The 26052-nt window shown below is 45.8% G+C and carries 25 protein-coding genes; 15 read left to right on the top strand and 10 right to left on the bottom strand.

All coding sequences use genetic code 11. From position 1 onward, the window contains the following. Window positions 1-51: 51 nt before the first annotated feature. On the top strand, window positions 52-906 hold the full coding sequence (locus TW81_RS14620; protein ID WP_045956463.1) for an endonuclease/exonuclease/phosphatase family protein: 855 nt from the start codon (window positions 52-54) through the stop codon (window positions 904-906). Here TW81_RS14620 and TW81_RS14625 read toward each other — a convergent pair. The 3 genes from TW81_RS14625 to gloB all read right to left on the bottom strand — a co-directional run bounded on the left by TW81_RS14625 (window position 903) and on the right by gloB (window position 3977). Further along, window positions 903-1589, bottom strand: coding sequence for a YIP1 family protein (locus TW81_RS14625; protein ID WP_045956464.1), 687 nt, complete (start codon window positions 1587-1589; stop codon window positions 903-905). The two genes, TW81_RS14620 and TW81_RS14625, sit on opposite strands and share 4 nt — an antisense overlap. After that, the gene (locus tag TW81_RS14630) at window positions 1586-3148 is read right to left on the bottom strand and encodes a lytic transglycosylase (protein ID WP_045956465.1); all 1563 of its coding nucleotides are present in this window, start codon (window positions 3146-3148) and stop codon (window positions 1586-1588) included. The genes TW81_RS14625 and TW81_RS14630 overlap by 4 nt, the downstream gene beginning before the upstream one ends. A 70-nt stretch (window positions 3149-3218) precedes the next feature. After that, the gene (gene gloB / locus TW81_RS14635; RefSeq protein ID WP_045956466.1) at window positions 3219-3977 is read right to left on the bottom strand and encodes a hydroxyacylglutathione hydrolase; all 759 of its coding nucleotides are present in this window, start codon (window positions 3975-3977) and stop codon (window positions 3219-3221) included. A gap of 52 nt (window positions 3978-4029) precedes the next feature. Here gloB and TW81_RS14640 point away from each other — a divergent pair, with 52 nt between their 5' ends. Beyond that, window positions 4030-4773 (top strand): class I SAM-dependent methyltransferase, encoded by a 744-nt coding sequence (locus TW81_RS14640; protein ID WP_045956467.1) that lies wholly within the window; start codon window positions 4030-4032, stop codon window positions 4771-4773. Here the strand turns inward: TW81_RS14640 and rnhA are convergent. Further along, the gene (gene rnhA, locus TW81_RS14645) at window positions 4770-5234 is read right to left on the bottom strand and encodes a ribonuclease HI (RefSeq protein ID WP_045956468.1); all 465 of its coding nucleotides are present in this window, start codon (window positions 5232-5234) and stop codon (window positions 4770-4772) included. The two genes, TW81_RS14640 and rnhA, sit on opposite strands and share 4 nt — an antisense overlap. Window positions 5235-5290: 56 nt before the next feature. Here rnhA and dnaQ point away from each other — a divergent pair, with 56 nt between their 5' ends. Both dnaQ and TW81_RS14655 read left to right on the top strand, forming a co-directional pair. Further along, complete coding sequence (dnaQ, locus tag TW81_RS14650; protein ID WP_045956469.1) at window positions 5291-6028, top strand: DNA polymerase III subunit epsilon; 738 nt, start codon at window positions 5291-5293, stop codon at window positions 6026-6028. Between the two features lie 8 nt (window positions 6029-6036). Continuing rightward, window positions 6037-7287 (top strand): TIGR03503 family protein, encoded by a 1251-nt coding sequence (locus TW81_RS14655; RefSeq protein WP_045956470.1) that lies wholly within the window; start codon window positions 6037-6039, stop codon window positions 7285-7287. Window positions 7288-7356: 69 nt separating this feature from the next. On the opposite strand, the gene fadE is transcribed toward TW81_RS14655, so the two are convergent. Beyond that, on the bottom strand, window positions 7357-9810 hold the full coding sequence (gene fadE, locus TW81_RS14660; RefSeq protein ID WP_045956471.1) for an acyl-CoA dehydrogenase FadE: 2454 nt from the start codon (window positions 9808-9810) through the stop codon (window positions 7357-7359). A 306-nt stretch (window positions 9811-10116) separates the two neighbouring features. On the opposite strand from fadE, the gene lpcA reads away from it, so the two are divergent. Beyond that, entirely contained in the window at window positions 10117-10695 is a 579-nt protein-coding gene (gene lpcA / locus TW81_RS14665; RefSeq protein WP_045956472.1) for a D-sedoheptulose 7-phosphate isomerase, read from the top strand. A 72-nt stretch (window positions 10696-10767) separates the two neighbouring features. Then, the gene (locus TW81_RS14670) at window positions 10768-11613 is read left to right on the top strand and encodes a class II glutamine amidotransferase (protein WP_045956473.1); all 846 of its coding nucleotides are present in this window, start codon (window positions 10768-10770) and stop codon (window positions 11611-11613) included. A 105-nt stretch (window positions 11614-11718) separates the two neighbouring features. On the opposite strand, the gene TW81_RS14675 is transcribed toward TW81_RS14670, so the two are convergent. Beyond that, entirely contained in the window at window positions 11719-13434 is a 1716-nt protein-coding gene (locus TW81_RS14675; protein ID WP_045956474.1) for a proline--tRNA ligase, read from the bottom strand. A 109-nt stretch (window positions 13435-13543) separates the two neighbouring features. Beyond that, window positions 13544-14239, bottom strand: coding sequence for a tRNA (N6-threonylcarbamoyladenosine(37)-N6)-methyltransferase TrmO (tsaA, locus tag TW81_RS14680; protein WP_045956475.1), 696 nt, complete (start codon window positions 14237-14239; stop codon window positions 13544-13546). A 116-nt stretch (window positions 14240-14355) separates the two neighbouring features. On the opposite strand from tsaA, the gene TW81_RS14685 reads away from it, so the two are divergent. The 4 genes from TW81_RS14685 (at window position 14356) to TW81_RS14700 (ending at window position 17726) form a co-directional block, all read left to right on the top strand. Next, on the top strand, window positions 14356-14616 hold the full coding sequence (locus TW81_RS14685; RefSeq protein ID WP_045956476.1) for a type B 50S ribosomal protein L31: 261 nt from the start codon (window positions 14356-14358) through the stop codon (window positions 14614-14616). Continuing rightward, entirely contained in the window at window positions 14617-14742 is a 126-nt protein-coding gene (ykgO, locus tag TW81_RS14690) for a type B 50S ribosomal protein L36 (protein ID WP_005380299.1), read from the top strand. A 383-nt stretch (window positions 14743-15125) separates the two neighbouring features. Next, the gene (locus TW81_RS14695; RefSeq protein WP_045956477.1) at window positions 15126-16712 is read left to right on the top strand and encodes an AbgT family transporter; all 1587 of its coding nucleotides are present in this window, start codon (window positions 15126-15128) and stop codon (window positions 16710-16712) included. Between the two features lie 153 nt (window positions 16713-16865). Then, complete coding sequence (locus tag TW81_RS14700; protein WP_045956478.1) at window positions 16866-17726, top strand: AraC family transcriptional regulator; 861 nt, start codon at window positions 16866-16868, stop codon at window positions 17724-17726. Between the two features lie 45 nt (window positions 17727-17771). On the opposite strand, the gene TW81_RS14705 is transcribed toward TW81_RS14700, so the two are convergent. Genes TW81_RS14705 through metN form a run of 3 tightly spaced genes read right to left on the bottom strand, consistent with a single transcriptional unit; the run spans window position 17772 to window position 20325 of the window. Beyond that, window positions 17772-18581 carry a MetQ/NlpA family lipoprotein gene (locus tag TW81_RS14705; RefSeq protein WP_045956479.1) on the bottom strand — a complete coding sequence of 270 codons (810 nt, stop codon included), beginning with the start codon at window positions 18579-18581 and terminating at the stop codon, window positions 17772-17774. Window positions 18582-18623: 42 nt separating this feature from the next. After that, window positions 18624-19301, bottom strand: a complete 678-nt coding sequence (locus tag TW81_RS14710; protein WP_045956480.1) for a methionine ABC transporter permease — start codon at window positions 19299-19301, stop codon at window positions 18624-18626. Next, a complete protein-coding gene (gene metN, locus TW81_RS14715) occupies window positions 19291-20325 on the bottom strand; it encodes a methionine ABC transporter ATP-binding protein MetN (protein WP_045956481.1) in 1035 nt (344 codons plus the stop codon). The genes TW81_RS14710 and metN overlap by 11 nt, the downstream gene beginning before the upstream one ends. A 223-nt stretch (window positions 20326-20548) precedes the next feature. Here metN and gmhB point away from each other — a divergent pair, with 223 nt between their 5' ends. The 5 genes from gmhB to treC all read left to right on the top strand — a co-directional run bounded on the left by gmhB (window position 20549) and on the right by treC (window position 25889). Continuing rightward, window positions 20549-21100 (top strand): D-glycero-beta-D-manno-heptose 1,7-bisphosphate 7-phosphatase, encoded by a 552-nt coding sequence (gene gmhB, locus TW81_RS14720; protein ID WP_045956482.1) that lies wholly within the window; start codon window positions 20549-20551, stop codon window positions 21098-21100. Between the two features lie 47 nt (window positions 21101-21147). Then, the gene (locus TW81_RS14725; RefSeq protein ID WP_045956483.1) at window positions 21148-21492 is read left to right on the top strand and encodes an MliC family protein; all 345 of its coding nucleotides are present in this window, start codon (window positions 21148-21150) and stop codon (window positions 21490-21492) included. 70 nt (window positions 21493-21562) lie between these two features. Then, the gene (treR, locus tag TW81_RS14730; RefSeq protein WP_045956484.1) at window positions 21563-22510 is read left to right on the top strand and encodes a trehalose operon repressor TreR; all 948 of its coding nucleotides are present in this window, start codon (window positions 21563-21565) and stop codon (window positions 22508-22510) included. 203 nt (window positions 22511-22713) lie between these two features. After that, a complete protein-coding gene (treB, locus tag TW81_RS14735) occupies window positions 22714-24138 on the top strand; it encodes a PTS trehalose transporter subunit IIBC (protein WP_045956485.1) in 1425 nt (474 codons plus the stop codon). A gap of 68 nt (window positions 24139-24206) precedes the next feature. Continuing rightward, the gene (treC, locus tag TW81_RS14740; protein WP_045956486.1) at window positions 24207-25889 is read left to right on the top strand and encodes an alpha,alpha-phosphotrehalase; all 1683 of its coding nucleotides are present in this window, start codon (window positions 24207-24209) and stop codon (window positions 25887-25889) included. The last annotated feature ends 163 nt before the right edge of the window (window positions 25890-26052 follow it).

The following is a 26052-nucleotide window of genomic DNA, read 5'->3' on the forward strand; positions in this document are numbered from 1 at the left end:
CCAAGATATTATTAGAAAGAGCCGCGAGGCTCTTTTTTGTTGAGACGAGCAATGAAAAAACCCACCTATCTACTCGTTATTATGCTGACCCTATGTATCGTTGCAGTTGGTGGCTACCAGAGCATCTTCCGCACCTCACAACAGGCTCAATTAGGCCTAATTTCGAACCACGACATCGAGTTATCTCTGCACTGCTATCAAAATACTGAAGCACCGCAAATAGATAACAAGGGTCAGTTGAACTTAACGGTTTGGAATATCTACAAACAGAACAAATCAAACTGGCAAGAAAGTCTCACCAAGCTATCGCAAGATAAGCATCTGATATTAATTCAAGAAGCAAGCATGACCGATGAGTTCAAGCAATGGATTGAGCAACAGGGTTGGTTTGCTAATTTGGTTGACGCGTTTGAAGTGTTTGATGTTGCGGCTGGTGTGTTGAATTTATCCGCCTCTGCACCAAGTAAAGCTTGCGCCTATACTGAGTTAGAACCTTGGCTGCGTTTACCCAAATCTGCGTTGTATGCAGTGTACCCGCTCTCTTCTGGTGAAGAGCTTGCTGTGGTGAATATCCACGCAGTGAACTTTACCTACGGTACACAAGAGTACAGCCGACAGCTCAAAACTTTGACTGATGAGCTTAGTGACCATTCTGGGCCGATTATTGTTGCTGGTGATTTCAATAGTTGGAGTGAGGAACGATTGGTGGTTATGTCGGCTGCCTTAAGCCAGTTAGGGTTAAAAGAGGTGGTCTATCAGCCAGACAATCGTACTCAGTTCATCACTGGCTTACCGCTTGACCATGTTTTCTATCGTGGTTTGCGTCTAGAAAAAGCAGAGGCGCCAATCAATGACGCCTCAGATCATAATCCTATCCTAGTGAACTTTCGTCTGACTAGTGACTAAAAAATGATGATATACAGCGCCCAGATCAGATAGTAAGCCAGCCAAGGTAGGGCGGCAATCACTAGTGCCTGGCCACGCTCGAACTCAGTCCAAGTGCCGACAGCAGCATAGCCTAAGGTGATATACCAAGGGAGAAGTAGCGGGAACGAGCTAGCAAACTGTGACCATTCGTTAGTTAATGGCAGTTTTAACAGACCGTTGAGACTGTTGAGATCGGCGGCATAGACCATAACCTGACCATGCTTCAATAGCGCGCTTATGTAACTCGCTAAATCGCCGAGTACCGCAGGGAAGGTAATCACTGCACCTGCAGCGAACCACTTCCAGAAACCATGCTGATGTTGGCTGGGTTTGGCGGCGAGATTAAACCAAAATGCCAGCATTAAGATGGTTAACGTTCTCCCCGCCATGTCACTAATGATTTCACTGGCCATAAGTGTGTTGGCATCGAGTAACGCGAGCTGCTGTGGATTGGTTACACTCAATTGCTCGGTTAAGCCTTGTTTTAGCCACTCAAAGTCGACCATTTCGAAGTAAGCGCCCCAAAACAAGAATGGGGTCAGGATTAAGAATACATATGGTTGCCAGCCCCAAGCCCCACGTTGATAGAGGGCTAAGAAACACGCGCTAGGCGAACGGAATATATCGACCAGCATGATTAAAGGGTTACTTGACGGGTTCATACACTTACCTTAGTTACATCAACATACAGCTTAAGCTTTTGACCAGGCTTAAGGTACTTTTGCTTATTAAGATCATTCCATTTCACTATGTCGTTAGATTTGACCCTAAACTTACTTGCAATACCGCTAATGGTGTCACCTGTACGCACGTTATAAAAAACGGTGCGGATGATAGCGCCATCAGAGCTGTTCTTCCAAATCACCAGTTTTTGACCTACACGCAGTGTGTCTTTTGGCCCCATACCATTCCATTTAGCTAGAGATTGATGAGAGACCTTATTTGCTCTTGCGATAGACCACAGGCTCTCACCCGAGCGAACTGTGTGGGTGAGTTTAAACTGTCCACGCGTAGTTGCCTGCGTTTTAGCGAGGCGATTCGCCGCACTCAGCGCGTAAGCTTGGTCGTCACGAGTCGAGGTGGGAATCATTAAGTGTTGACCAACGCGAATGTTGTTGCCCGTTAAGTGGTTTGCGTTGCGTATAACCTGTGATGTCGTGTTGTACTTCTTAGCAAGCACACTCAGGCTATCCCCCGATTTGACCTTGTAACGCACAACCTTGAGTCCTTTACCGCGGTTTTCACTGACGGCTTGATTGAACTTATCCACACTGTCCGTTGGCAGCAGTAGTTGGTGTGGGCCGTCAGGCGCCGTTGCCCACTGGTTGTAGGCTGGGTTTAGGCTCTGGAGCTGTTTGACACTGATGCCTGCATAGCCAGCCGCAATGGCTAAATCAAGCTGCTCTTTAGGGTCGACCATTTCCACTACGGGTTGGTTGATGATCGCGGGGATCTCAATGCCGTATTTGTCTTGATTGGCGATGATATCCGCTAAAGCAAGCAGCTTAGGTACATAACCACTGGTCTCTTTCGGTAAGTCTAAAGAGAAGAAATCCGTTGGCTTGCCGAGCTTAGTGTTTTTGCGGATGGCGCTGGAGACTCGGCCACCACCACTGTTATAGGCGGCAATGGCGTGTGTCCATTCTCCGTCAAAACGCTTGTTGAGATAGGTCAGATAATCCAGCGCAGCATCCGTTGCCGCAGAAACATCACGACGGCCGTCATACCAGAAGTTCTGCTTTAGACCTTGTTGTTTTCCAGTGGCTGGAACAAATTGCCACAAACCCGCGGCACTACCATGTGAGTAGGCAAATGCATCGAATGAACTTTCAACAATAGGCAGCAGTGCCAACTCCAAAGGCATCTCACGCTGTTCTATTTTCTCTGTGATGAGATAGAGGAAAGGTTCCGCACGCTGAGAGACCGTTTTAAGGTGATTTGGATGCTTGAGATACCAAGTTCGATAGTAGTTCACTAGCTTGTGATCTGGAATCGGCATCTCCAACTGCATCGCGATACGCTGCCAGACATCTTGTTGTGTCTCTGGCGTTACCGTTGGCTCGGGTTTGACGGAAGGTTTTGCTGGTCGAGCGCTTGGCTCAGTTTGCTTGATTGTTGATGTGTTTGTTTCTGGAGATACGGCTTCCCCAGAATCAGTCGGCTGGGTAAGCTGACAACCTGATAATATTAGCGCTAATACCCAGCTGTGTTTAACTCGCATTGCACAGCCCTTTTTTTACTTAGCTGCTGATAATACTTGCCTCAATAAGCGGGTGACAAGCAGCAAAACGTTAAAATTCGTTCTTCCACTCACGTAATGCGCTAAAAATTGCCAATGAGTCGCTTGCACTGGTGCGATTTGCTACTGAACGCATCACGCTTGGCTGGTCGGTGCGTAGAAAAGGGTTGATCCATTTTTCACGCTGAATTGTGGTCGGTAGGGTTGGTTTGTTTTGCGCTCTCAGGCGGTTGACCTCATCACGGTACTGTTGAAGCTTGTCGTTATCTGGTTCGACAGCAAGCGCAAAGGCGACGTTGCTTGCGGTGTATTCGTGAGCACAATACACCTGGGTTTCGAGTGGGAGGCTGGCGAGTTTGTTCAGCGCACTATGCATTTGCTCCATCGTGCCTTCCATTACTCGGCCACACCCTGCAGAGAAAAGCACATCGCCGCAAAAAAGTTTACCATCGCCGACGTAACCAATATGACCGAGTGTATGACCTTCCAGCCCTAGAACCAAAAATACTTCACCAAACAGCTCGATTTGATCGCCCGCGTCGACCGAGTGAGTCAAGGTCGGAATTGGCTCATTAGCAGGGCCCACGACATCGATGTTGGGGTGCTGTCTGACCAGTTCGGCGACACCACCAATGTGGTCATTGTGATGGTGAGTAATCAAAATCGCTTCTAAACTCAGGTCATGTTGTTTTAGGTAGGCCAAAACTGGAGCAGGATCACCTGGATCGACAACTGCACAACGGTGATCGCTATTTTCGATCAGCCAGATGTAATTATCATTAAATGCAGGTATGCTCTTGATATTCAACATGGTTGTCTCTCCAGTTTGTTAGTCAACAGACGCTTGATGAAGCAGGTTAATTATGAAGCCAGCACGTAGCACTAAGAAGCTTGAAAAACCGCACTCTTGGTACCAACTAAAAAATGGTCAGTGGGTGAGTGAGTCGATTCAAACTCGCATTGATGAATGGTGTCCAAAGCTATTTGGCTATCATTTATTAAAGCTCGGAGGCTTGAGTTGCGAGTTAACCAGTTTCAACTGCAATATTCAACATCAAGTTCACGTCGATATCCAGAATCCTTTACACAACGTTATTGCCGACGGCTATGACTTACCTTTTTTAGAAAAGAGTTTTGATGCGGTGCTGATGGCCCATCAACTGGACTATTGTAATGACCCTCATCGGATGCTGCGTGAAGTTGACCGAGTTATGATGGATGATGGCTATCTGATCATCACCGGCTTTAATCCGATCAGTTTGACCGGCTTGGCCAGTCTTATGCCATGGAGAAAGAACAACCTGCCGTGGAGTGGTCGAATGTTTACCTCCAATCGAATTTCTGATTGGTTAGGCTTGTTGAATTATCAAGTGATAGAGTGCGACCGTTATGCGTTGTTTCCAATGCAGAAATACCGCACCATGTGGACATGGCTAGAGAACAGTTTGGGTGAGTGGGCGTCACCGATGGGCAGTTTGTATTTTATTGTCGCTCGTAAGCGTACCTATCCACTTAAGCCAATTAAACCGCACTGGAAGCTGAAACGAAAATTGACGCCACTTGGCGTCAATTACAAGATATCGAATCGGCACAGCCACAAAGGCTAGTTAGGGATATAGCCAGTGTCTTCTTCGGTCGGGTTTTCAGCAGCAGCGCGGGCGAGTTCGTCACACATTTCATTTTCACGGTGACCAGCGTGGCCTTTTACCCAGCGCCAATCAATGGTGTGACGCTCGCTCTCTTTATCAAGTGCTTGCCACAGGTCAGCATTTTTAACCGGCTTTTTGTCAGCGGTTTTCCAGCCACGCTTTTTCCAGTTGTGGATCCATTGGGTAATGCCTTGACGAACGTACTGGCTATCGGTAGTTAAAATAACATCACAAGGTTCTTTTAGCGCCTGGAGTGCAACAATCGTTGCCAACATCTCCATACGGTTGTTGGTCGTAAGAGTGTAACCTTTGGCTAAAGTCTTTTCGGTTTGTTTGTAGCGCAGAACAACGCCATACCCACCCGGACCCGGATTGCCTAAACAGGAACCATCAGTGAAAATTTCCACCTGTTTCGTCATGATTTGATACTATTGGGTTAAGCACATTATTGGCATAGTCTGACACAGTTTTTGTTATGAATACTAGCAACAATTCGAACCAACATCGTATCGTAGTACTCGATACTGAAACGACCGGTATGAACCGCGAAGGCGGCCCTCATTATCAGGGCCATCGTATTATCGAAATCGGTGCGGTTGAAATCATCAACCGTAAACTGACGGGTAGGCACTTCCACGTCTATATCAAGCCTGATAGAGAGATTCAGCCTGAAGCGATAGAAGTTCACGGTATTACAGATGAATTTCTTGTGGGCAAACCTGAGTATCAAGATGTTCACGCTGAGTTTCTTGAATTCATTAAAGGTGCTGAGCTGGTGGCGCATAACGCGCCCTTCGATACTGGCTTTATGGATCACGAGTTTAGTATGCTCGATGCGACTATCGGCAAAACGGATGACTACTGTAAGGTGACCGATACCCTTGCCATGGCGAAGAAAATCTTCCCAGGCAAGCGTAACAACCTTGATGTTCTTTGTGACCGTTACGGCATCGATAACTCGCACCGTACTCTGCACGGGGCTTTGCTCGATGCGGAGATCCTAGCTGACGTCTATCTGTTGATGACGGGTGGACAGACATCATTGCAGTTTAATGCGGGCAGCGCGAATGAAGAGGGTGGCGAAACGATAAAACGTGCAGCCAGTGGACGAAAAGCGCTAAAGGTTTTACGTGCAAGCGCCGATGAAATAGAAGCCCATCAAAGTAGATTAGATATCGTCGAGAAAAGCGGAAGCTGTCTCTGGCGTCAATAGGAGAAAGGATGTTGAGGATTTGGATTGCCATTGTCGGTGTGTTACTCAGCGCGTCAGTTTTTAGCGCCGAAGAGTCCTCAATGTCGCTGTTAGACAATCGTTTTAGGGTTGATCCCTCAATTAAGCAGATCACCTTTGTGATTTATCGCGCTAAGAGCTCTCAACCTGTAGTGCTTGTTCGGCCTGATGGTAAAAAGTATTACGCTTGGCGCAGCCCTGAGAATGTCCGTTGGTACCAAGAATCTTCAATGGACATTGTCTCGATTGATAACCCCATGCCGGGCCCTTGGCAGGCAATTGGTAAAGTCACGCCTAAAAACAAGATTAAGCTCATTTCACACCTAGAATTGAGCAGCGATAAAATGCCCAACCGCCTGTTTCAGGGCGAATCACTTAAATTTAGCGCCAGACTGACATCCGATGGTAAATCTCTGGTTCTACGTGATTTTCTTGAGCGTGTTAAATTGAAAGTGACGTTTACTAAATATATTGAGAACGAAGACGAATTAGTCAAAGAAGCACGGCCTATCCCAGAAGTTATTGGTGAGTTTGCTGATGATGGACAAGGTCTCGATGAGGTGGCTGGCGATGGTATCTTTACGGTTTCTCTGCCTATCACCAGTGCTCCGGGAAAATACCGGGTAAGAATTACTTCTGGCAATGGAGTCTTCCTGCGTGCGCAAGAGCAAGAAGTACTGGTTTACCCAACGCCAATTCAAACCACCTTTATTCAGTCTCGTGATGCTATGTCGCCGCACCGGATTGTTATTTCAGGCGAGCAAGGGATGATCTTACCCGGCTCAATTGCAGGGCATATTGATCACACCTCACCTGAAGGTCAGCTCACCTCAGTTCAAGGCTCTGCTCCGGCGGAAAGTAATAAACTAGAGTTGGAAATACCGTCGAGCGAAAATATCGGTCTATATGCATGGACGGGGGAAGCGTTTGCCACTGAGATGGGCTCTGAACGTCCTTTAGTGTTCCCAATGACAGATCATACCTACAGTGTGGTGACTGAAGTCGATATGGCTGAAACTCGACGTTTGCAAGAAGAAGAGCGGATTAAGCAACAGAAGCTAATGGAAGAGATGCAGCTTATTCAAATGCGCGAAGAGAAGCGTACACGAACTATGATCATTATCGGTGTCGGTAATATCGTCATGATTCTTATCGGTTTACTGGTGTGGTTTGTGAGAAGTAAACTGAAAGCGAGCAAACAAGCTATTCCAGAAATGCAGTTAGAGATGCCTAAGAAGTAAAAATAGATACCTCAATCACCAGATAAACGAAAGGGCTGCCATGCAGCCCTTTGTTATTTGAGGATTCAATTACGCGACTTCATCCATTGCTGATGAGAGTTGCGGAAGAGGCTTTGCCGCAAGCTGCTCCGGACTAAAATCATCAACGTTAATCACGTATAGGCGTTGCTGCTCTGCATCACGCAGTAACTTCGCTTCACTTGCGTCAATAATACCTTGCTCTAGCCCTAACGCGGCTACTTCGTCTAAGCGTAAGAATGGGCGGCGTTTGCCCGTTTCTTTGCAGATCTTATCGAAAATAGGTTCAGCTTTAAGGATAATCTCAAGCGCTTGTTCGATACGACCAACGGGGTTGAACTCGCTCGCTGCAAAGTATTGATGGCGACCAATGCGTGAGCGAGTTTCGCTCGGTGTTTGGAGGATTTGTGCCACTTGGCTATCTAGCTTATCACTTGGCGCTTTACGTACGCGACCAAATGGCATAATTAAAACACGTAATGCTTTACCCAGCCATTTGTTCGGGAAGTTGGCCAAGAACTCATCTACTGCCAGTTCCGTTTGTTTCAAGCTATCATGTAGCCCCCAGTGCACCAGTGGCAGATCTTCGATGATACGACCGTCACTTTCATAGCGTTTTAACGTTGCAGAGCTCAGGTATAGTTGGCTGAGAATGTCGCCTAAGCGTGCTGACAAACGTTCTCTGCGTTTGAGTGAACCGCCAAGTACCGCCATTGAAATATCTGATAGGAAAGCGATATTGGCACTGTAACGGTTGAGCTGTTGGTAGTAGCGCGTGGTTGAATCTTTTACTGGCGCATCAGAGAAGCGACCATCCGTTAGACCGAGCCAAAAGCTGCGCACTAAGTTACTTAGGGTGAAGCTAACATGCCCAGCAAGCGCCGCATCGAATTTGTCTAGAGCGTTAGAAGCGTCAGAGTATGCTGCATTCATCTCTTCTAATACGTATGGATGGCAGCGAATTGCACCTTGACCATAGATAATCATCGAACGGGTTAAAATGTTAGCCCCTTCGACTGTAATGGCAATCGGCGCACCTTGGTAACCACGGGCAAGGAAGTTTGATGGCCCCATACAGATCCCTTTACCGCCTACGATATCCATTGCATCGATGACGCTGCGTTGCATTCTATGCGTACAGTGGTACTTCACTATCGCTGAAATCACAGAAGGTTTTTCGCCAAGGTCAATACCTGCAACAGTGAGTGTGCTGGCTGCATCCATCACGTAGGCGTTACCACCTAAGCGTGCTAATGGCTCTTCAACCCCTTCCATTTGACCGATAGGTTGTTTGAACTGACGACGGATTCTCGCATAAGCCCCCGTTGCCAGTGCCGCGGTTTTGACACCACCGGTTGAGTTTGATGGCAGCGTGATGCCACGACCAACAGATAGACATTCAACCAGCATACGCCAGCCTTGGCCGGCCATTTCTGGTCCGCCAATAATAAAGTCGAGTGGGACAAATAAGTCATTGGCACGAGTTGGGCCATTTTGGAAAGGCACATTGAGAGGGAAGTGACGATTGCCAATTTCGACACCTTTTAGGTGAGTTGGAATCAGCGCACAGGTAATGCCAAGCTCTTGTTTGTCTCCGAGCAGACCTTCTGGATCGCGTAGTTTAAACGCAAGACCAAGCACAGTGGCAACTGGCGCGAGCGTGATATAGCGCTTATTCCATGTTAGGCGCATGCCGAGCACTTCTTTACCTTCCCACTCGCCTTTACACACCACACCAAAGTCTGGAATTGAGCCAGCGTCAGATCCCGCTTCAGGACTGGTTAAAGCGAAACAAGGAATCTCTTTACCTTCAGCAAGGCGAGGTAAGTAATAGTCTTTTTGTTCAGTCGTACCGTAGTGCTGAAGCAGTTCGCCAGGGCCTAAAGAGTTAGGTACACCGACCGTTGAAGAAAGCACACTCGAAACACCGGTTAGCTTTTGTAGCACAAGAGATTGAGCGTAAGCGGAAAACTCTAAACCACCGTATTTCTTCTTAATAATCATGGCAAAGAATTTATTGTCTTTGAGGAATTGCCAGACTTCCGGTGGTAGGTCGGCCAGTTCGTGTGTCACTTGGTAATCATTAACCATGGCACACACTTCATTGACTGGACCATCAAGAAAAGCTTGCTCTTCTGCACTCAGTTTTGGTGCTTGAATCGCATGTAGCTTGTTCCAGTCAGGTTTGCCTTTAAACAAATCGGCTTCCCACCAAACGGTGCCCGCATCCAACGCCTCTTTCTCAGTCTGAGACATGGCAGGCAGCACTTTTTTAAACAAGGAGAGGGCTTTTTTACTGATCAGTGACTGTCTGATTGAGGGTACAGCTAAAGTCGCAATAGCGGCAATAAACAGCAACCAGCTCATTGAACCAGCGGCACCAAAAATGGATAGTGCAACCATAGTGGCCGTCAGGGCGGCAATTGAAACCAGTAGCGAGCTGCGGTGGTACAAGCAGATGGCAAGTACGACAGTAAAGCTAGCAAGGGAGAGCAAGATGTCCATATTTGTTTTCCTTTTACGACGCTTGTTAGTGTGTTTTACGTCGATGTCTAGTAAGAGGTCTAACCAGTTAAGTGTAATCAAAATATTAACGAAATGTAAAATGGTCATTTGCTTAAAAAGTGATCCAAGTAGAGTGAAAAGTCTAAAATTGACGAGCTATGCGGGTTTTGTGAACCAAGATTTGCAAGAAAGCGAGATTTGTTATCCGCGGGCTATCGACAGTGACAAATGTTTGAGTAAACTCTGTAAGTAACGTTTTCTGTATTCCACACAGAATCATTTAATAAAAAAATTAGAGATAAACCTATGTACCAGGACCTAATTAAAAACGAATTGACCGAAGCTGCTGATGTATTGAACAAGTTTTTAAGTGACGAGCACAACATTGCTCAGATTGAATCTGCGGCGAAAATGTTGGCTGATTCATTTAAGCAAGGCGGTAAAGTGCTTTCTTGTGGTAACGGTGGCTCGCATTGTGATGCCATGCACTTTGCTGAGGAGCTAACAGGACGCTACCGTGAGAACCGCCCAGGTTTACCTGGTATCGCGATTTCTGACCCTAGCCATCTTTCATGTGTCAGCAACGACTTCGGCTACGACTATGTGTTCTCGCGTTATGTTGAAGCGGTTGGTGCAAAAGGGGATGTGTTATTTGGCTTATCAACTTCTGGTAACTCAGGCAACATTCTTAAAGCGATAGAGGCAGCGCAAGCGAAGGGCATGAAGACCATCGCGTTGACAGGTAAAGATGGCGGTAAGATGGCAGGTCTAGCGGATATTGAAATCCGTGTTCCTCATTTTGGTTATGCCGACCGAATCCAAGAGATTCATATTAAAATCATTCACATTGTGATTCAGTTGATTGAAAAAGAAATGGAAAAATAATTTTCCAAATGGTTTACGCAGTACCAGTGTTTAGCGCTGGTACTGTTGTTTTAAAAGGGAGCTTCTTAAACCATGTGTGAATTGCTCGGAATGAGCGCCAATGTGCCAACCGATATCTGTTTTAGTTTTACCGGGCTGATGCAAAGAGGTGGTAATACCGGCCCACATCGTGACGGTTGGGGAATTACCTTTTATGAGGGCAAAGGCTTTCGTAACTTCAAAGATCCAAATCCTAGTTGCGATTCTAAAATCGCCGAACTGGTACAGAATTATCCGATCAAAAGTTGTGCGGTGATTAGTCATATTCGTCAGGCGAATCGCGGTGCGGTCAATCTGGAAAACACTCATCCATTTACACGAGAATTGTGGGGACGTTACTGGACTTTTGCTCACAACGGTCAGTTAAGTGACTACCAAGATTTAGTGACAGGAAGACATCGCCCTGTCGGTCAAACAGATAGCGAGCTCTCATTCTGCTGGCTATTAAAACAGATGGAAGATAACTACCCAGAGCCACCACAAGATATGGTTGGTGTTTTCCGATTTATCGCCGCGTGTTGCGATAAGCTACGCGAGAAAGGGGTTTTTAATATGCTGTTGTCAGACGGCGAGTACGTCATGACATACTGTACCAACCATCTCTATTGGATCACGCGTCGTGCGCCATTTGGCAAAGCTGCATTGCTTGATGAAGACGTGGAAATTAACTTCCAGGAAGAGACGACTCCGAATGACATCGTATCAGTGATCGCCACTCAACCTTTAACTGGTAATGAAACTTGGCATCGGATGAAGCCAGGAGAGTTTGGTATTTTTCACTTGGGTGAGTTGATTGACGGTAATGCTCTAGAGCTGGTGGATGTGGCTTTTGCGCCAAAGAAAGTTACCAGTCAGGCGCCGACAGAGCCGTTAGAATAGGCAATTTTTCTTCAGATTCTAATGTCTGAAATGGGCGAGTTTGTATTACTCCGATGTAAAAAAGGCCGATGTTTCCATCGGCCATTTGTATTTCTATGTGACAGTTTATGCGAGTTGCGTTTTCACATGCTCAACAATCTCTGCCATTGCAACGGCTGTCTTCTCACCTGATCGGCGGTTCTTGTACTCGAAGTTACCTTCTTTCATACTGCGATCGCCGATGATGATAGTATGAGGAATACCGATAAGCTCCATATCAGAGAACATTACGCCTGGTCGCTCTTTACGATCGTCGAACAAGACTTCAATGCCCATCGCTGTCAGCTCAGCGTACAGCTTCTCTGCGGCTTGTTTTACTTCTTCAGATTTGTGCATGTTCATCGGCACGATAGCTACTTGGAAAGGTGCTAATGCGTCTGGCCAGATAATGCCGTATTTGTCGTGGTTTTGCTCGATTGCAGACGCAACAACACGTGAAACACCGATACCGTAACAACCCATCTCTAGGATTACGTTCTTACCATCAGGGCCAAGCACACCGCAGTTCATCGCTTGAGAGTAAACATTACCTAGTTGGAAGATGTGACCCACTTCGATACCACGCTTAAGCATCAGCGTACCTTGACCACATGGGCTTGGATCGCCTTCTACCACGTTGCGTAGATCTTCAACTTGGCCGAGTTCAACGTCACGACCCCAGTTGATACCAAAGTAGTGTTTGTCGTCAATGTTAGCGCCTGCGCCAAAATCGTTCATTACAGCCACTGTGCGGTCAACAATGAATGGTAGTTCAAGGTTTACTGGACCTAGAGAGCCCGGGCCTGCGCCGATCAGTGCACGAATCTCTTCTTCTGTCGCCATCTCTAGAGGAGCGGCTACTTGAGGAAGGTTTTCAGCTTTGACTTCGTTGAGTTCGTGGTCACCACGGATGATAAGCGCGATGATCTCTGCATCTACTTCTTCAGATGCTTTAACGAATAGAGTCTTAACGGTTTTTTCGATTGGTAGATCGAACTGCTCGACAAGATCAGCAATGGTTTTCGCATTTGGCGTATCAACTAGCGTCATCTCTTGAGTTGGCTCAGCGCGCTCGCCAGCAGGAGCTGCCGCTTCTGCTTTTTCGATGTTCGCTGCGTAGTCAGATTCAGTTGAGAAGGCGATCAAATCTTCGCCACTTTCAGCCAGAACGTGGAACTCCTGCGAGCCGCTACCACCGATAGCACCCGAGTCCGCCAATACTGGACGGTACTCAAGGCCCATGCGGTCGAATGCTTTACAGTAAGCATCGTGCATCGCTTGATAAGATTTCTCTAGACCCGCTTTGTCGATGTCGAAGCTGTACGCATCCATCATGCAGAATTCACGTGCACGCATCACCCCGAAACGTGGGCGGCGCTCATCGCGGAATTTGGTTTGAATTTGGTACAGATTTAGCGGTAACTGTTTGTAAGAGCTCACTTCATTGCGCACTAGGCTAGTGATCACTTCTTCAGCTGTAGGGCTAAGAACAAACGGACGAGTATGACGGTCAGTAAATCGAAGTAGCTCAGGACCCATTTTTTCACTGCGGCCTGTCTCTTCCCATAGTTCAAACGGCTGAACAACGGGCATCAAAGTTTCGACTGCGCCTGCATTGTCGATCTCTTGACGAACGATGTTTTCGACTTTACGCAGTACACGTAGACCAGTAGGTAGCCAGGTGTAGAGACCTGAAGCCAGCTTACGGATCATACCTGCACGTAGCATGAGCTGGTGGCTCACTACTTCTGCGTCGTTTGGAGTCTCCTTCAGAGTAGAAAGAAGATAATTACTGGTACGCATTAAATTTATCCGTTTATTAAAGTTAGTTACTCAAGCCAGAATGGACAGGAGCAGAGAGTTCCCAAAATGGGAAATATAAGCCGCCTATAATATCAGCCAAATGCTTTTGTCAAAAGTCTTCAATCGCAGTAACTGTTATTAAGTTTTCACAGGCAGTGAACTTGACGTTCAGATCGAACAAATTTACCGCATATTGTTTATCGTCAGGTTTGTTTTTCTTGTACGCAGGGCGAGGATCCTGAGCGAGAACTTGATCGATAACGCTAGTTACATACTCGTTGTCGCTGCGCTTTTGTAAAAACTCTAAGGCTGTGGACGAGAAGACAACACGTGATTTCTTAGGCTCCTCTTCGGCATACCCGCCTAACGCTTCAGAGATAGAGTCGGAGTAGGGGATATAAGGCTTAATATCGATAATCGGTGTGCCATCGACTAAGTCAACATTGCCCAAATCCAAATAGATCTGATCGCCTGTTTTACTGATGCCTTTGACTTCTACCGCTGACATGCCAATGCCATTGGGTCTGAAGGTGGAACGTGAGGCGAATACACCGATACGCTCATTTCCTCCCAAACGAGGTGGGCGTACTGTTGGTTTCCATCCGGCTTGTAGATTTTGATCAAACAAAAATAGCAACCAAACATGAGAAAACTGCTCTAGTCCTCGTACAGCTTCAGGGCTATTGGCATCGCCAAGCAACTTAACGCGTGAGCGTGCCGCAGGGACTAAACGGGGCTGGCGAGGCACAGCGAACTTCTCTTTGTAAGGGCTTTCAATTAAACCGATCGGCGTTATGGAATACATGCATTTGCTCTTTGAAAGTGAATGTCGAAAAAATAACACAAAAAAGAGTAGTAAAATAACTTGATAATAATTATCATTCAATATGTTATAACATAACAATTTATGTCGAGGTAATTATGCAAGCCAACATTCACCCTGAGTACAGAACCGTGGTTTTCCATGACACAAGTATTGATGAGTACTTTCTTATCGGTTCAACATTACAAACTGAGCGCACTATTGAGTGGAAAGATGGCAAAACTTATCCCTACTTTACGTTGGAGGTTTCTTCTAAGTCACATCCGTTCTACACAGGTAAGCAGCGCGTGATACATCAAGAAGGGCGTGTCGCTAACTTTAAGCGTCGCTTTGGTCAGTTTTCTAAAGGAGGCGAGTAAATGAAAGTTGTTAAATCCCTCAAAAGTGCAAAAAGTCGTCACCCGGACTGCCAAATCGTAAAACGAAGAGGGCGCCTATACGTTATCTGTAAAACCAATCCAAGATTTAAAGCGGTGCAAAAGTAGCTTTTTGTTCTCACTTGGGCCTATTTACGCTTCGAGTCTCGATCACAAAACGTAAATACCACCTTTTTGGTGATTGTGTATCAGATAGACGGCACTAATGTTGTCTATCTGATACTAATTTCTCTTTGCCTTTCTTATCTATCAGCTACTTACACTTGAACTTATAATCACAAATGATACTTTTGTTTGATTCATAATGCTGACTATTGTTGTTTATTTGGACGCATTTGCTATATTTTGGTTTATTTATCGTTAAATAATATCGCATGTTACACATTTTGTAACATTTATGATTTCTAATTGAGAGTTTTGTCGAGTACCCTTCGCTGGCTTTTTGACATCTTTGTCACAATTGCTCAGGAAAAACTACAAGGAGGGAACAGATGAGTTCATCTGCTTCGATTAAACAAAATTCACCTAAAAAGCCGCTGTTTACGCGCTTTTTAGACGCTGTTGAATATTTGGGGAACTTATTACCCCACCCAATCACTCTATTCGCCATTTTCTGTTTAGCTATTCTTGTACTATCTGGAATCGCGGGCTTCTTTGAAGTATCGGTTATGGACCCTCGCCCTGAAGGTGCGAAAGGCCGTGCGGCAGATGGTATGATTCATGTTGTCAGCTTAATGAATGCTGAAGGCTTACAGTTAATCGTGACTAACCTAGTTAAAAACTTTGTTGGCTTTGCTCCTTTAGGTACAGTACTGGTTGCGATGTTGGGTGTGGCGATTGCTGAACACTCAGGTCTTCTATCGGCTGCAATGCGCGGTATGGTAATGGGTGCGTCTAAGCGCATGGTTACCGTGACGGTTGTTTTTGCCGGTATCATTTCAAATACAGCATCAGAGCTAGGCTATGTGGTTCTGATTCCACTAGCCGCTATGCTGTTCCACTCACTTGGCCGTCATCCTTTGGCTGGTCTTGCGGCAGCATTCGCTGGTGTATCGGGTGGTTACTCTGCAAACCTTCTAATTGGTACGGTTGATCCACTGCTTTCTGGTATCACCGAAACAGCAGCGCAAATGATCGACCCGTCATACACAGTAGGCCCAGAATCAAACTGGTACTTCATGTTTGTATCGACCTTCTTTATTGCAGGTATGGGTGCATTTGTTACTGAGAAAATCGTTGAGCCAAAACTTGGTAAATACAACGATGAAGAAGCCTCAGAAGATTTGTCTAACGATTCAATGGGCAAACTGACGGCAATCGAGAAGAAAGGTCTTAAGCTAGCAGGTCTAGCGGTTGTGGTTGTTTCGGCACTTCTCGCTTGGACTATCGTTCCTGAAGATGGCGTGTTACGTTCGGCTACAGGCACAGTCTCAGGTTCACCATTCCTGAAAAGTATCGTTGCTTTCATCTTTGTATTCTTTGCTATTCCAGGTTTTGTTTACGGCAAAGTAACGGGCTCAATGAAGACTGACCGTGACGTGATTGACGCAATGGCGAAGTCTATGTCTTCTATGGGGATGTACATTGTACTGGTGTTCTTCGCGGCTCAGTTCGTGGCATTCTTTAAGTGGACGAATTTTGGTCAGGTATTTGCGGTTGCGGGCGCAAGCTTCCTACAAGATATTGGTCTGACTGGCCCAATGTTGTTCTTCGCATTTATCCTAATGTGTGGATTCATTAATCTGATGATCGGTTCGGCTTCGGCACAGTGGGCGGTAACAGCACCAATCTTTGTTCCAATGCTAATGCTAGTTGGCTATGCACCAGAAACCATTCAAGCGGCATACCGTATTGGTGACTCAACGACGAACATCATCACACCTATGATGAGTTACTTTGGTCTTATCCTAGCGGTTGCAACGCGCTACATGAAGAATCTAGGCATAGGTACGCTGATCGCGACCATGCTGCCTTACTCAATCTGCTTTATCGTAGGTTGGAGTTTGCTGTTCTACATTTGGGTGTTTATCTTTGGTCTACCAGTTGGCCCTGGTGCGGCAACGTACTACACGCCATAACCATCACTCAATCGTCTTTAAAGCCGGAGCACTTGCTCCGGCTTTTTTATTATTTGCTTATAGATAGCCTCATTTTGCGCAATCTCAATCAGGTATTGATGAGCAATGGGCGTTATGATTTGGAGGAAGTCATCAAGCAATAAGAGCCGATTAGTGAATAAGCATACGTCATTAAACAGAATTGAACTGGTCTGCGACTATATCTCGCACCATTTAGATCAAGAGCTGAACCTGGATATATTGAGTGAAGTGGGGGCATGTTCTAAATACCACTTTCACCGTATTTTTAAAGCTTATATGGGAATCAGTGCGATTCAGTACGTGCAAATGGCTAGGCTAAAACGAGCCTCTTTTCGCTTGGCGTTTGAACCTAAATACACCATCACGGATATCGCCTATGAGGCAAATTTTGACAGCCCTGAAGCTTTTTCCCGTGCCTTCTCTCGTATTTTTGCTCAGACACCTTCCCAATTTAGAGCGCGGCCAGATTGGCATCAATGGCATGCGCGTTATGATATTCATCCACCCAAGCGAGGAAATAGTATGCTCGAAGTACAAGTGGTCGATTTTGCTGAGCGCAATGTGGCCCTAATTGAACACTACGGACACCCAAGTCGAGTACTTGAAACGGCAGGTAAATTTATTCAATGGCGAAAAACGACTGGGTTATCGCCAATCGACAAGAGCGAAACCTTTGGTATCCCCTATTCAGATCCAAGTCAAACCGCGGAAGAGGAGTTCCGTTTTGATATTTGCGGTACCCATCAAGGTGAGGTTCCAGAGAATGAGTTTGGCGTTAAAGCTGGGATTATTCCTGCAGGGCGCTGTGCGATGGCGATCCATAAAGGCAGTCTAGATCGAATTGGAGAGACAATTTATCAAATATACCAAGGCTGGCTGGTTGAGAGCGGAGAAGAAACAAGAGACTTTCCGTGTTTTTTCCGCTACCTAAACTTTGTTCATCAAGTGGATGAATGCGACTTAGAGACAGAAGTTTATATACCGTTAAAGTAAAAAAGCCGGCGTAGTACGCCGGCTTAAAGATTGGTGAAACTCTAATTACCAGCCTTTTACGACGCCACCTTGGAAGATGTCAGAAGCCGCTGTGTAGACTTCTTCCGTCTGATAAGCCTTAACGAAGTTTTGTACGTTTTCAGCTTGTACGTTGTCTTCACGCGCAACAATCAGGTTTACGTATGGAGACTCTTTATCTTCAACGAATACACCGTCTTTCTGTGGCGTTAGGTTGATAGAGCTTGCGTAGGTGGTGTTGATGATAGACAACGCGACATCGTCAAGTGAACGCGGAAGTTGTGCTGCGTCTAGCTCTACAATGGTAATGTTTTTTGGGTTCGCAGTGATGTCACGAACGGTTGCTAGTAGGCCTGCGCCTTCACGCAGCTCAATCAGACCTTGTTGCTCAAGAAGTAGTAGTGAACGACCTAAGTTAGTTGGGTCGTTAGGTACGGCGATACGATCATCTTGTTCAATTTCGTCAACTGATGTGACTTGTTTCGAGTAACCAGCAATTGGGTAAACAAAGGTGTTACCCGCAATCGTTAATTTGTAACCACGGTCAGCAACTTGCTGATCTAGATATGGCTTGTGTTGGAACGCGTTGATGTCGATTGAGCCGTCATCCAGTGCTGCGTTAGGGGTTACGTAGTCAGTGAAGGTTACCAGTTCAACCTCAAGACCGTATTTTTCTTTAGCAACTTTTGCTGCGACTTCAGCAACTTGTGCTTCAGCGCCCGCCATAACACCAACTTTGATTTTGCTGTTGTCGACTTCTTTCTCACCACAACCCGCTAGAACCAGTGCAGACGCTGCTGCAGCGATAGTCAAAAGACCTTTAAGACTAAATTTCATCACTATCTCCTTATAAATTAAATCTGTGAATAGGTTTTATTATTAACGGTGATCGACGCGACGAACAATCGCATCACCAATTGATTGAATGATTTGTACCAGCACTATCAGCATCACTACTGTGACGGCCATGATGACCACATCGTAGCGGTGGAATCCGTAGCGAATCGCCACATCACCCAAACCGCCACCGCCAACCGTTCCTGCCATGGCTGAGTAGCTGACTAATGTCACCAGCGTAATGGTGACTGAATTAACTATGGTTGGCATTGCTTCTGGAAGCAGTACTTTAGAAATGATCTGCAGTGGTGTGGCGCCCATTGATTGCGCCGCTTCAACTAAGCCTGTTGGTACTTCAAGTAAAGCACCTTCAATGAGACGTGCTACAAATGGAATGGCACCGATAGTTAGTGGGACAATCGCCGCTGTGGTACCGATAAAAGTGCCAACCAAAAGCTTAGTTACTGGAATGATCGCGACCATCAAAACTAGGAATGGCACTGAGCGACCAATATTGACAATTGCGCCCAGTGCGCCGTTAAGTCTGGTGTTTTCTAGCAAGCCACCTTTTTTAGTGATGTGCAGAATGACACCAAGAGGGATACCGACAGCAAAACCAACGATACCGGCGACGGCAACCATGTAGAGAGTTTCCCACGTTGCGCCGATTAAGAGTTTGCTGTTCAGGCTCAGCCATTGTGAAATTTCGTTAAAGGACATAACCCAATACCTCTACTTTTACCTTGTGGTCACGCAAGAACTCAATGGCTGCGTTGTCATCTTGTTCATTACCAAATAGTTCAGCGACCATCATGCCGAACTTGACGCCGCCCGCATAATCTAAGTCTGAGCTTAAGATGCTGACATCAATATTGAATTTGCGTGCAATCTGCGTCATCAGCGGCGCATCGACGGTTGCACCTGTAAACTCAAGGCGAACCAGCGGGTAGCTGCCGTCGACACGTGTCTGTTGCAAGCGTGCTTGGTAATCTTCTGGAATAGAAAGGTCGAGCGTCGAGCGGATAAATTGGTGCGCCAGTTCCGTTTTCGGGTGAGCAAAAATCTCACCGACTGTGCCTTTTTCCACCAATTCACCGCCACCAATAATGGCGACCTCATGACAAATGCTCTTGACCACATCCATCTCGTGAGTGATCAGCAGCATAGTAATCTTTAGCTTGCGGTTGATCTCTTTAAGTAACTCAAGAATCGATTGTGTTGTGGCGGGATCGAGTGCGCTGGTGGCTTCATCACACAGTAAGACTTTAGGATCCGAAGCCAATGCACGGGCAATTGCCACACGTTGTTTTTGGCCACCACTGAGGTTGGACGGATAGCTCTCATGCTTATCTTCTAAGCCGACCAGCTTTAATAGCTCTGTCACCTTAGTTTTGATTTGTTCAGACTCTCTGCCTGCCAGCTCTAATGGCAGTGCAACGTTAGCAAACACGGTACGAGATGAAAGCAAATTGAAGTGCTGGAAGATCATTCCGATGTTACGACGTGCTTCGCACAGTTGTGACTGAGTCAATTGAGTAAGGTCAACACCATCGACAATGATTGATCCTGTCGTTGGAGCTTCTAACATATTGACGCAGCGAATCAGGGTACTTTTTCCTGCTCCCGACGAGCCGATGACACCAAAGATCGTTCCTGGTTGAATTTGTAGGTTAATATCTTGCAAGGCGTGTATTTCTTTATCGCCTTGATAGAAAACCTTATTTACTTGATTAATTTCAATCATCGAGAGACCCACTATCAGATTAGATGAACAGCAGCAGAATATGTTGAGCTACATCTCATTTGGTAGATGATGCTATGGTCTTACAGCTTTTGTGTCAATAGATATTTTTACGTCTAGACGTCTAAACGTATCTTTTGCTCGAACGATTGGTAATTAGATAGTGATGAAAGAAATAAAGCGTGTAATAATTTAAGAAGTTAAAGCAAAGAATGAGAAGCATATTTTGGCAAAACCGGCAGTCTTTTTGGACCGAGATGGCGTAATAAACGTTGATCATGGCTATGTTCATGACGAGCACGATTTTGAGTTTATTGATGGTGTATTTGAAGCGACCAAGCAGCTTAAAGATATGGGTTATCAATTGGTGCTGGTTACAAATCAGTCGGGTATTGCGCGCGGCAAGTTCAGTGAAGATCGCTTCCTTTCACTAACGCAATGGATGGATTGGAACTTCGTCGATAACGGAGTGGAGTTCGATGGTATCTACTACTGCCCACATCATGCTGAACATGGTCAGGGTAAATATAAGCAAGAGTGTGATTGCCGTAAGCCAAAACCGGGGATGTTTATTTCAGCCCGTGACTTCTTGAAAATAGATATGGCCAACTCAGTGATGGTTGGCGATAAAGCCGAAGATATGATGGCGGCGGAAGCTGCAGGGGTCGGCACTAAAATCCTTGTTCGTACTGGTAAACCAGTGACTGAAAAAGGTGAAGCGATAGCGTCTGTGGTGCTAGACAGTATTAAAGACGTCCCTGCGTATCTGATAAAATAACCTGTATAAGGCCGCCATTGGTGGCCTTTGTCTTGTTGGAGGGAATCATGAAGTATCGAATATTATTGACCACATTTGCTGCAGCAACACTCGCTGGATGTTCTTTTACATCTACGGACGAGCAAAATCAGTATCGTGGCGATTTCATGTTCTATCAGTGCAGTGCTGATCAGACGTTCAAGTTAGCCTTAATGCCCAATGATAATTTGGCGTTACTTAGGTTGCCGAAGAAGGATTACCGCCTGATTCAAGTGCCGTCAGGTTCTGGCACTAAGTACATTCAAGATGATGGCACCGCAGAGACGCCGAATGTAGTGACTTTGTTTACTAAAGGCAAAGAAGCGCGTCTCGAAATTGGTGAAGTTATCTACAAAAATTGCCTTACTCAATAATTCTCTACCTGAGTGTACAAGTAGGCATGATTGCCTACTTGTCATTTCTAACCACTAGATCCACGATCATATGAGCAAAAAATTAACCATTCTTGATATTGCGCGGCTATCCGGTGTTGGTAAGTCGACCGTATCCCGTGTTTTGACCAACGATCCTAAGGTCAAACCAGAGACACGAGCAAAAGTAGAGCAAGTGATTGAAGAGTCTGGTTATGTGCCGTCAAAATCAGCTCAGTCTATGCGTGGGGGCAGTCAAAAAGTGGTCGGCGTGATCATCTCTCGTCTCGATTCACCTTCTGAAAACAAAGCCGTGAGTAGCATGCTGACCACTCTCTATGACGTTGGTTACGATGTTGTCATTATGGAGAGTCAGTTTGACAAAGAAAAAACCAACGCTCATTTGGACGTGCTCAAAAAGCGCAATGTGGATGGTGTGATTGTTTTTGGCTTTAGTGAGCTCGACCTAACCAAGCTAGCGAGCTGGCACAATCATAGCGTGGTTATTGCGATGGATACCGATCAGGTTTCATCGATCAACTATGATAATACGCAAGTGATCGTTAAAGCGTTGGATTTTCTAGAGCAGAAAAAACTCAATCATATCGCTTTTATCGGCGTCGACCCAAGTGATAAAACCACAGGTAAGTTGCGCTTAGACGCGTATCTTGAGTGGTGTCAGTCTCGCTCAATTCCGACCCAATACCGAACTGGTCAATTGAACTACGACAGCGCGTATCAGTTAGTCGATCAGGTTTTGACCAAGCAAACTCAGGCAATAGTCTGTGCGAGCGATACCTTGGCTCTGGGAGTGATTAAGCGCTTGCAAGAGCTCGGCCGTGAAGATGTTGTTGTAACCGGAGTAGGGGGCAATGAATTGCTATCCTTCCTTTTTCCGCAAGTGTTCAGCATTGACCCTGGTTATGCATCTGCAGGTGAGAAAGCCGCTAACTTGTTGATCTCTCATATAAATGGAGAGAGTGAACAAGTGCATCTGATGCAAAGTCCTATCTCAATCTAAGCCATTATTTTCAAAGTGATTTAAAATTATACTGTGATCTCATTCAATTAATGGGACTGTTCCCATTTTTGTTTGCAATCAGATCTGACACTATAATGCGCACAATTGGGAATGTTCCCATTATAAAAATAAACCGAGTCAGTTTGAAACGTCACAAGTTTTAAGAACAGATGAATGAGAATCCAAATAGGGTGGACAAGGATATGAGTAAGATTGCGAAACAACAAGTGGAGCGTCTGATAGAACTGGTTGGTGGTCGCGACAACATCGCGAGCGTGAGCCACTGTCTAACGCGCCTTCGCTTTGTACTAAACGATACCGCAAAAGCCGATGAAAAAGCATTGGAAGCACTGCCGTTAGTCAAAGGTTGCTTCACTAATGCTGGTCAATTTCAAGTAGTTATTGGCACTGAAGTTGATGAAGTGTACAAGGTGTTGATCGAGCTATCGGGTAAAAGTGAAGCATCGAAAGATGAAGCAAAACTCGCAGCGCGTCAGAATATGAACATCTTGGAGCGTGGCATTTCCCATCTTGCTGAAATCTTTGTACCACTGCTTCCCGCCATCATTACTGGTGGTTTGATTCTTGGTTTCCGTAATGTGATTGGCGACATCAAGATGTTTGATGGTCAATCCTTAACTGAGATCAGTCAGTTCTGGGCAACGGTTCATAGTTTCCTATGGCTAATTGGTGAGGCGATTTTCTTTTTCCTACCGGTTGGCGTGTGTTGGTCTACAGTCAAAAAGCTTGGCGGAACCCCGATTCTCGGTATTACGTTAGGTGTAACACTGGTATCACCACAACTAATGAACGCCTATCTGATAGGTAAGCAAGTTCCTGAAGTGTGGGATTTTGGTCTGTTCGTGATTGAAAAAGTCGGCTATCAGGCTCAGGTGATCCCAGCGATGTTAGCGGGTATGGCTTTAGCGTTTATTGAAACTAACCTCAAACGTATCGTCCCTTCATATTTATACCTAGTCGTCGTGCCATTTGTTTCAATCATTCTTTCGGTGGTATTGGCTCACTCTCTCATTGGCCCATTCGGTCGTGTTCTTGGCGATGGCGTTGCGTTTGCAGCTAAAGCGGCGATGACGGGTGATTTTGCCGAGATTGGTTCTATGGTGTTTGGTTTCCTTTATGCGCCATTGGTGATCACGGGTATTCACCACACAACAAACGCGGTCGACCTACAATTGATGCAAGATTTAGGTGGTACACCAATCTGGCCATTGATTGCGTTATCAAACATTGCGCAAGCGTCAGCGGTGGTTGGCATTATTATCATCAGTAAAAAGCATGGCGAGCGTGATATCTCTGTACCAGCGGCTATCTCGGCTTACTTAGGTGTGACAGAGCCAGCGATGTACGGTATTAACCTTAAGTACAAGTTCCCAATGTTAAGCGCAATGATTGGCAGTGCTATTGCCGCAGCCATTTGTGGTAGCGCAGGGGTGATGGCAAACGGTATCGGTGTTGGTGGCTTGCCGGGTATTTTGTCAATTCAACCACAGTTCTGGGGCATCTATGCTATCGCTATGTTAGTGGCGATTGCCGTACCTGCCGCATTGACTCTCTTCTTCTATAAGCGTGCACAATCTAAAGGTGAATTGGAGCCTGTAAACGCTTAATTTTCTCGTTTGGAGCGGTGTATGCCGCTCCTTGTTCAAGGTTTATTTTTTGGTAAGTGAGTTTAGCAATGACAACAATCGCTAATGATGCAAATTGGTGGAAAACTGCTTCTATCTATCAAATCTATCCGAAAAGTTTTTGCGATAGTGGTAGTAAAGGAACAGGGGATATTCAGGGCATTATTTCTAAGCTCGATTACTTAAAGAAGCTCGGTATTGACGCAATTTGGCTGACACCAGTTTACCAGTCGCCGATGATAGACAACGGATACGATATCTCCGACTACTACGCGATCAATCCCGATTTTGGCACCATGGAAGATTTTGACCAACTTCTAGAGCAAGCGCATCAGCGCGGTATTCGCATCATTATGGATATCGTGGTCAATCATACTTCGACTCAGCATCATTGGTTTCAGTCTGCATTGGGCGATAAAAACAGCCCGTACCGCGATTATTACATCTGGAAAGATCCTTTAGCGGGTGATGTGCCCAACAACTGGGAGTCAAAGTTTGGCGGTAGCGCTTGGGAATTAGACCCGCAAACCAATCAGTACTTCTTACACCTTTTTGCCAAAGAACAAGCGGATCTTAATTGGGAAAACCCGAAAGTACGCGGAGAAGTGAAAGAGATCATTAGCTTTTGGGCCGAAAAAGGGGTCGATGGCTTTCGATTAGATGTCATTAATCTCATTTCTAAGCAGCAGGATTTTCCTAATGATGAATTGGGTGATGGCAGACGTTTTTATACCGATGGCCCACGTGTACATGAATATTTGCAAGAGATCAGCGCGGCGGTATTTCAAAAATATGGCAGCGTGACTGTGGGGGAGATGTCTTCAACCACGCTTGAACATTGCCAGCAGTATTCCGCGCTAGACAGTAAAGAGCTGTCGATGGTATTTAACTTCCACCATTTGAAAGTGGATTACCCGAATGGTGAAAAGTGGACTCGCGCGCCGTTTGACTTTATCCAACTCAAGCAGATATTTAACCACTGGCAAACGGGCTTGAATGGCAAAGGCTGGGGGGCATTGTTCTGGTGTAACCATGATCAACCGCGAGTGGTGAGTCGATTGGGCGATGACAAACGCTATCGTCTGGAGTCTGCCAAAATGCTTGCTGCTTCAATTCACATGATGCAAGGCACACCTTATATCTATCAAGGTGAAGAGATCGGTATGACTAACCCCGGCTATGATGCTATCGAGCAATACCGTGATGTGGAAAGCACCAATATGTACGACATCATGGTCAATCAACAAGGTGTCAGTCACCAAGAGATGATGGCGATTCTAGCGCAAAAGTCTCGTGATAACTCGCGAACGCCTATGCAATGGAATGAAAGTCAGTATGCAGGCTTTTCTAAGGCACAACCTTGGCTTGAAATCGCGGAGAACTATAGTGAGATTAATGCAGAAAAGGCGCTTGAAGATAACAATTCGGTATTCTATTTCTATAAGAAATTGATTGAGCTACGTAAACAGGTTGAGGTAATTACTACTGGCCGGTATGAGGATCTTTACCCTTATCACCAAGCCATATTCGGCTATCAGCGTCAGTCAGATAAGCAAACCCTTATCTGCCTCAATAATTACTATGGTGAGCAAACTGAGTGTTTATTGCCTGCTAGCTTTGATGTCACAAAAGCGCACTATCTATTAGGTAACTACTCAGATTTGGGTGGGGAAGTGATGCAGCATCAAGTACTACGCCCGTATGAGACACGCATTATCCTTTTAGAAAACTAACTCCCCCCAATTGTTGTTAGTTTACTTAGCCCCGTTTATCGGGGTTTTTTTACGTATATCACTAAGAAAAAGCTCCAGTAAAGGTGATTTTCTTGATTCTAAACGCAAAAAAGCCAACTCAGAGAGTTGGCTTTTTGGAATGTGGTGGAGGGGGACGGATTCG

Source organism: Vibrio galatheae, assembly GCF_000967545.1.
Classification (GTDB): domain Bacteria; phylum Pseudomonadota; class Gammaproteobacteria; order Enterobacterales; family Vibrionaceae; genus Vibrio; species Vibrio galatheae.

Excerpts from the sequence above, each read along its gene's own strand:
- TW81_RS14640 (WP_045956467.1), top strand. The coding sequence starts at position 4,030 with ATGAAGCCAGCACGTAGCACTAAGAAGCTTGAAAAACCGCACTCTTGG.
- TW81_RS14725 (WP_045956483.1), top strand. The coding sequence starts at position 21,148 with ATGAAGTATCGAATATTATTGACCACATTTGCTGCAGCAACACTCGCT.
- TW81_RS14675 (WP_045956474.1), bottom strand. The coding sequence starts at position 13,434 with ATGCGTACCAGTAATTATCTTCTTTCTACTCTGAAGGAGACTCCAAAC.
- TW81_RS14630 (WP_045956465.1), bottom strand. The coding sequence starts at position 3,148 with ATGCGAGTTAAACACAGCTGGGTATTAGCGCTAATATTATCAGGTTGT.
- treB (WP_045956485.1), top strand. The coding sequence starts at position 22,714 with ATGAGTAAGATTGCGAAACAACAAGTGGAGCGTCTGATAGAACTGGTT.
- TW81_RS14695 (WP_045956477.1), top strand. The coding sequence starts at position 15,126 with ATGAGTTCATCTGCTTCGATTAAACAAAATTCACCTAAAAAGCCGCTG.
- treC (WP_045956486.1), top strand. The coding sequence starts at position 24,207 with ATGACAACAATCGCTAATGATGCAAATTGGTGGAAAACTGCTTCTATC.
- tsaA (WP_045956475.1), bottom strand. The coding sequence starts at position 14,239 with ATGTATTCCATAACGCCGATCGGTTTAATTGAAAGCCCTTACAAAGAG.
- TW81_RS14705 (WP_045956479.1), bottom strand. The coding sequence starts at position 18,581 with ATGAAATTTAGTCTTAAAGGTCTTTTGACTATCGCTGCAGCAGCGTCT.
- TW81_RS14625 (WP_045956464.1), bottom strand. The coding sequence starts at position 1,589 with ATGAACCCGTCAAGTAACCCTTTAATCATGCTGGTCGATATATTCCGT.
- fadE (WP_045956471.1), bottom strand. The coding sequence starts at position 9,810 with ATGGACATCTTGCTCTCCCTTGCTAGCTTTACTGTCGTACTTGCCATC.
- dnaQ (WP_045956469.1), top strand. The coding sequence starts at position 5,291 with ATGAATACTAGCAACAATTCGAACCAACATCGTATCGTAGTACTCGAT.
- TW81_RS14620 (WP_045956463.1), top strand. The coding sequence starts at position 52 with ATGAAAAAACCCACCTATCTACTCGTTATTATGCTGACCCTATGTATC.
- lpcA (WP_045956472.1), top strand. The coding sequence starts at position 10,117 with ATGTACCAGGACCTAATTAAAAACGAATTGACCGAAGCTGCTGATGTA.
- ykgO (WP_005380299.1), top strand. The coding sequence starts at position 14,617 with ATGAAAGTTGTTAAATCCCTCAAAAGTGCAAAAAGTCGTCACCCGGAC.
- treR (WP_045956484.1), top strand. The coding sequence starts at position 21,563 with ATGAGCAAAAAATTAACCATTCTTGATATTGCGCGGCTATCCGGTGTT.
- metN (WP_045956481.1), bottom strand. The coding sequence starts at position 20,325 with ATGATTGAAATTAATCAAGTAAATAAGGTTTTCTATCAAGGCGATAAA.
- TW81_RS14710 (WP_045956480.1), bottom strand. The coding sequence starts at position 19,301 with ATGTCCTTTAACGAAATTTCACAATGGCTGAGCCTGAACAGCAAACTC.
- TW81_RS14670 (WP_045956473.1), top strand. The coding sequence starts at position 10,768 with ATGTGTGAATTGCTCGGAATGAGCGCCAATGTGCCAACCGATATCTGT.
- gloB (WP_045956466.1), bottom strand. The coding sequence starts at position 3,977 with ATGTTGAATATCAAGAGCATACCTGCATTTAATGATAATTACATCTGG.
- TW81_RS14685 (WP_045956476.1), top strand. The coding sequence starts at position 14,356 with ATGCAAGCCAACATTCACCCTGAGTACAGAACCGTGGTTTTCCATGAC.
- rnhA (WP_045956468.1), bottom strand. The coding sequence starts at position 5,234 with ATGACGAAACAGGTGGAAATTTTCACTGATGGTTCCTGTTTAGGCAAT.
- TW81_RS14655 (WP_045956470.1), top strand. The coding sequence starts at position 6,037 with ATGTTGAGGATTTGGATTGCCATTGTCGGTGTGTTACTCAGCGCGTCA.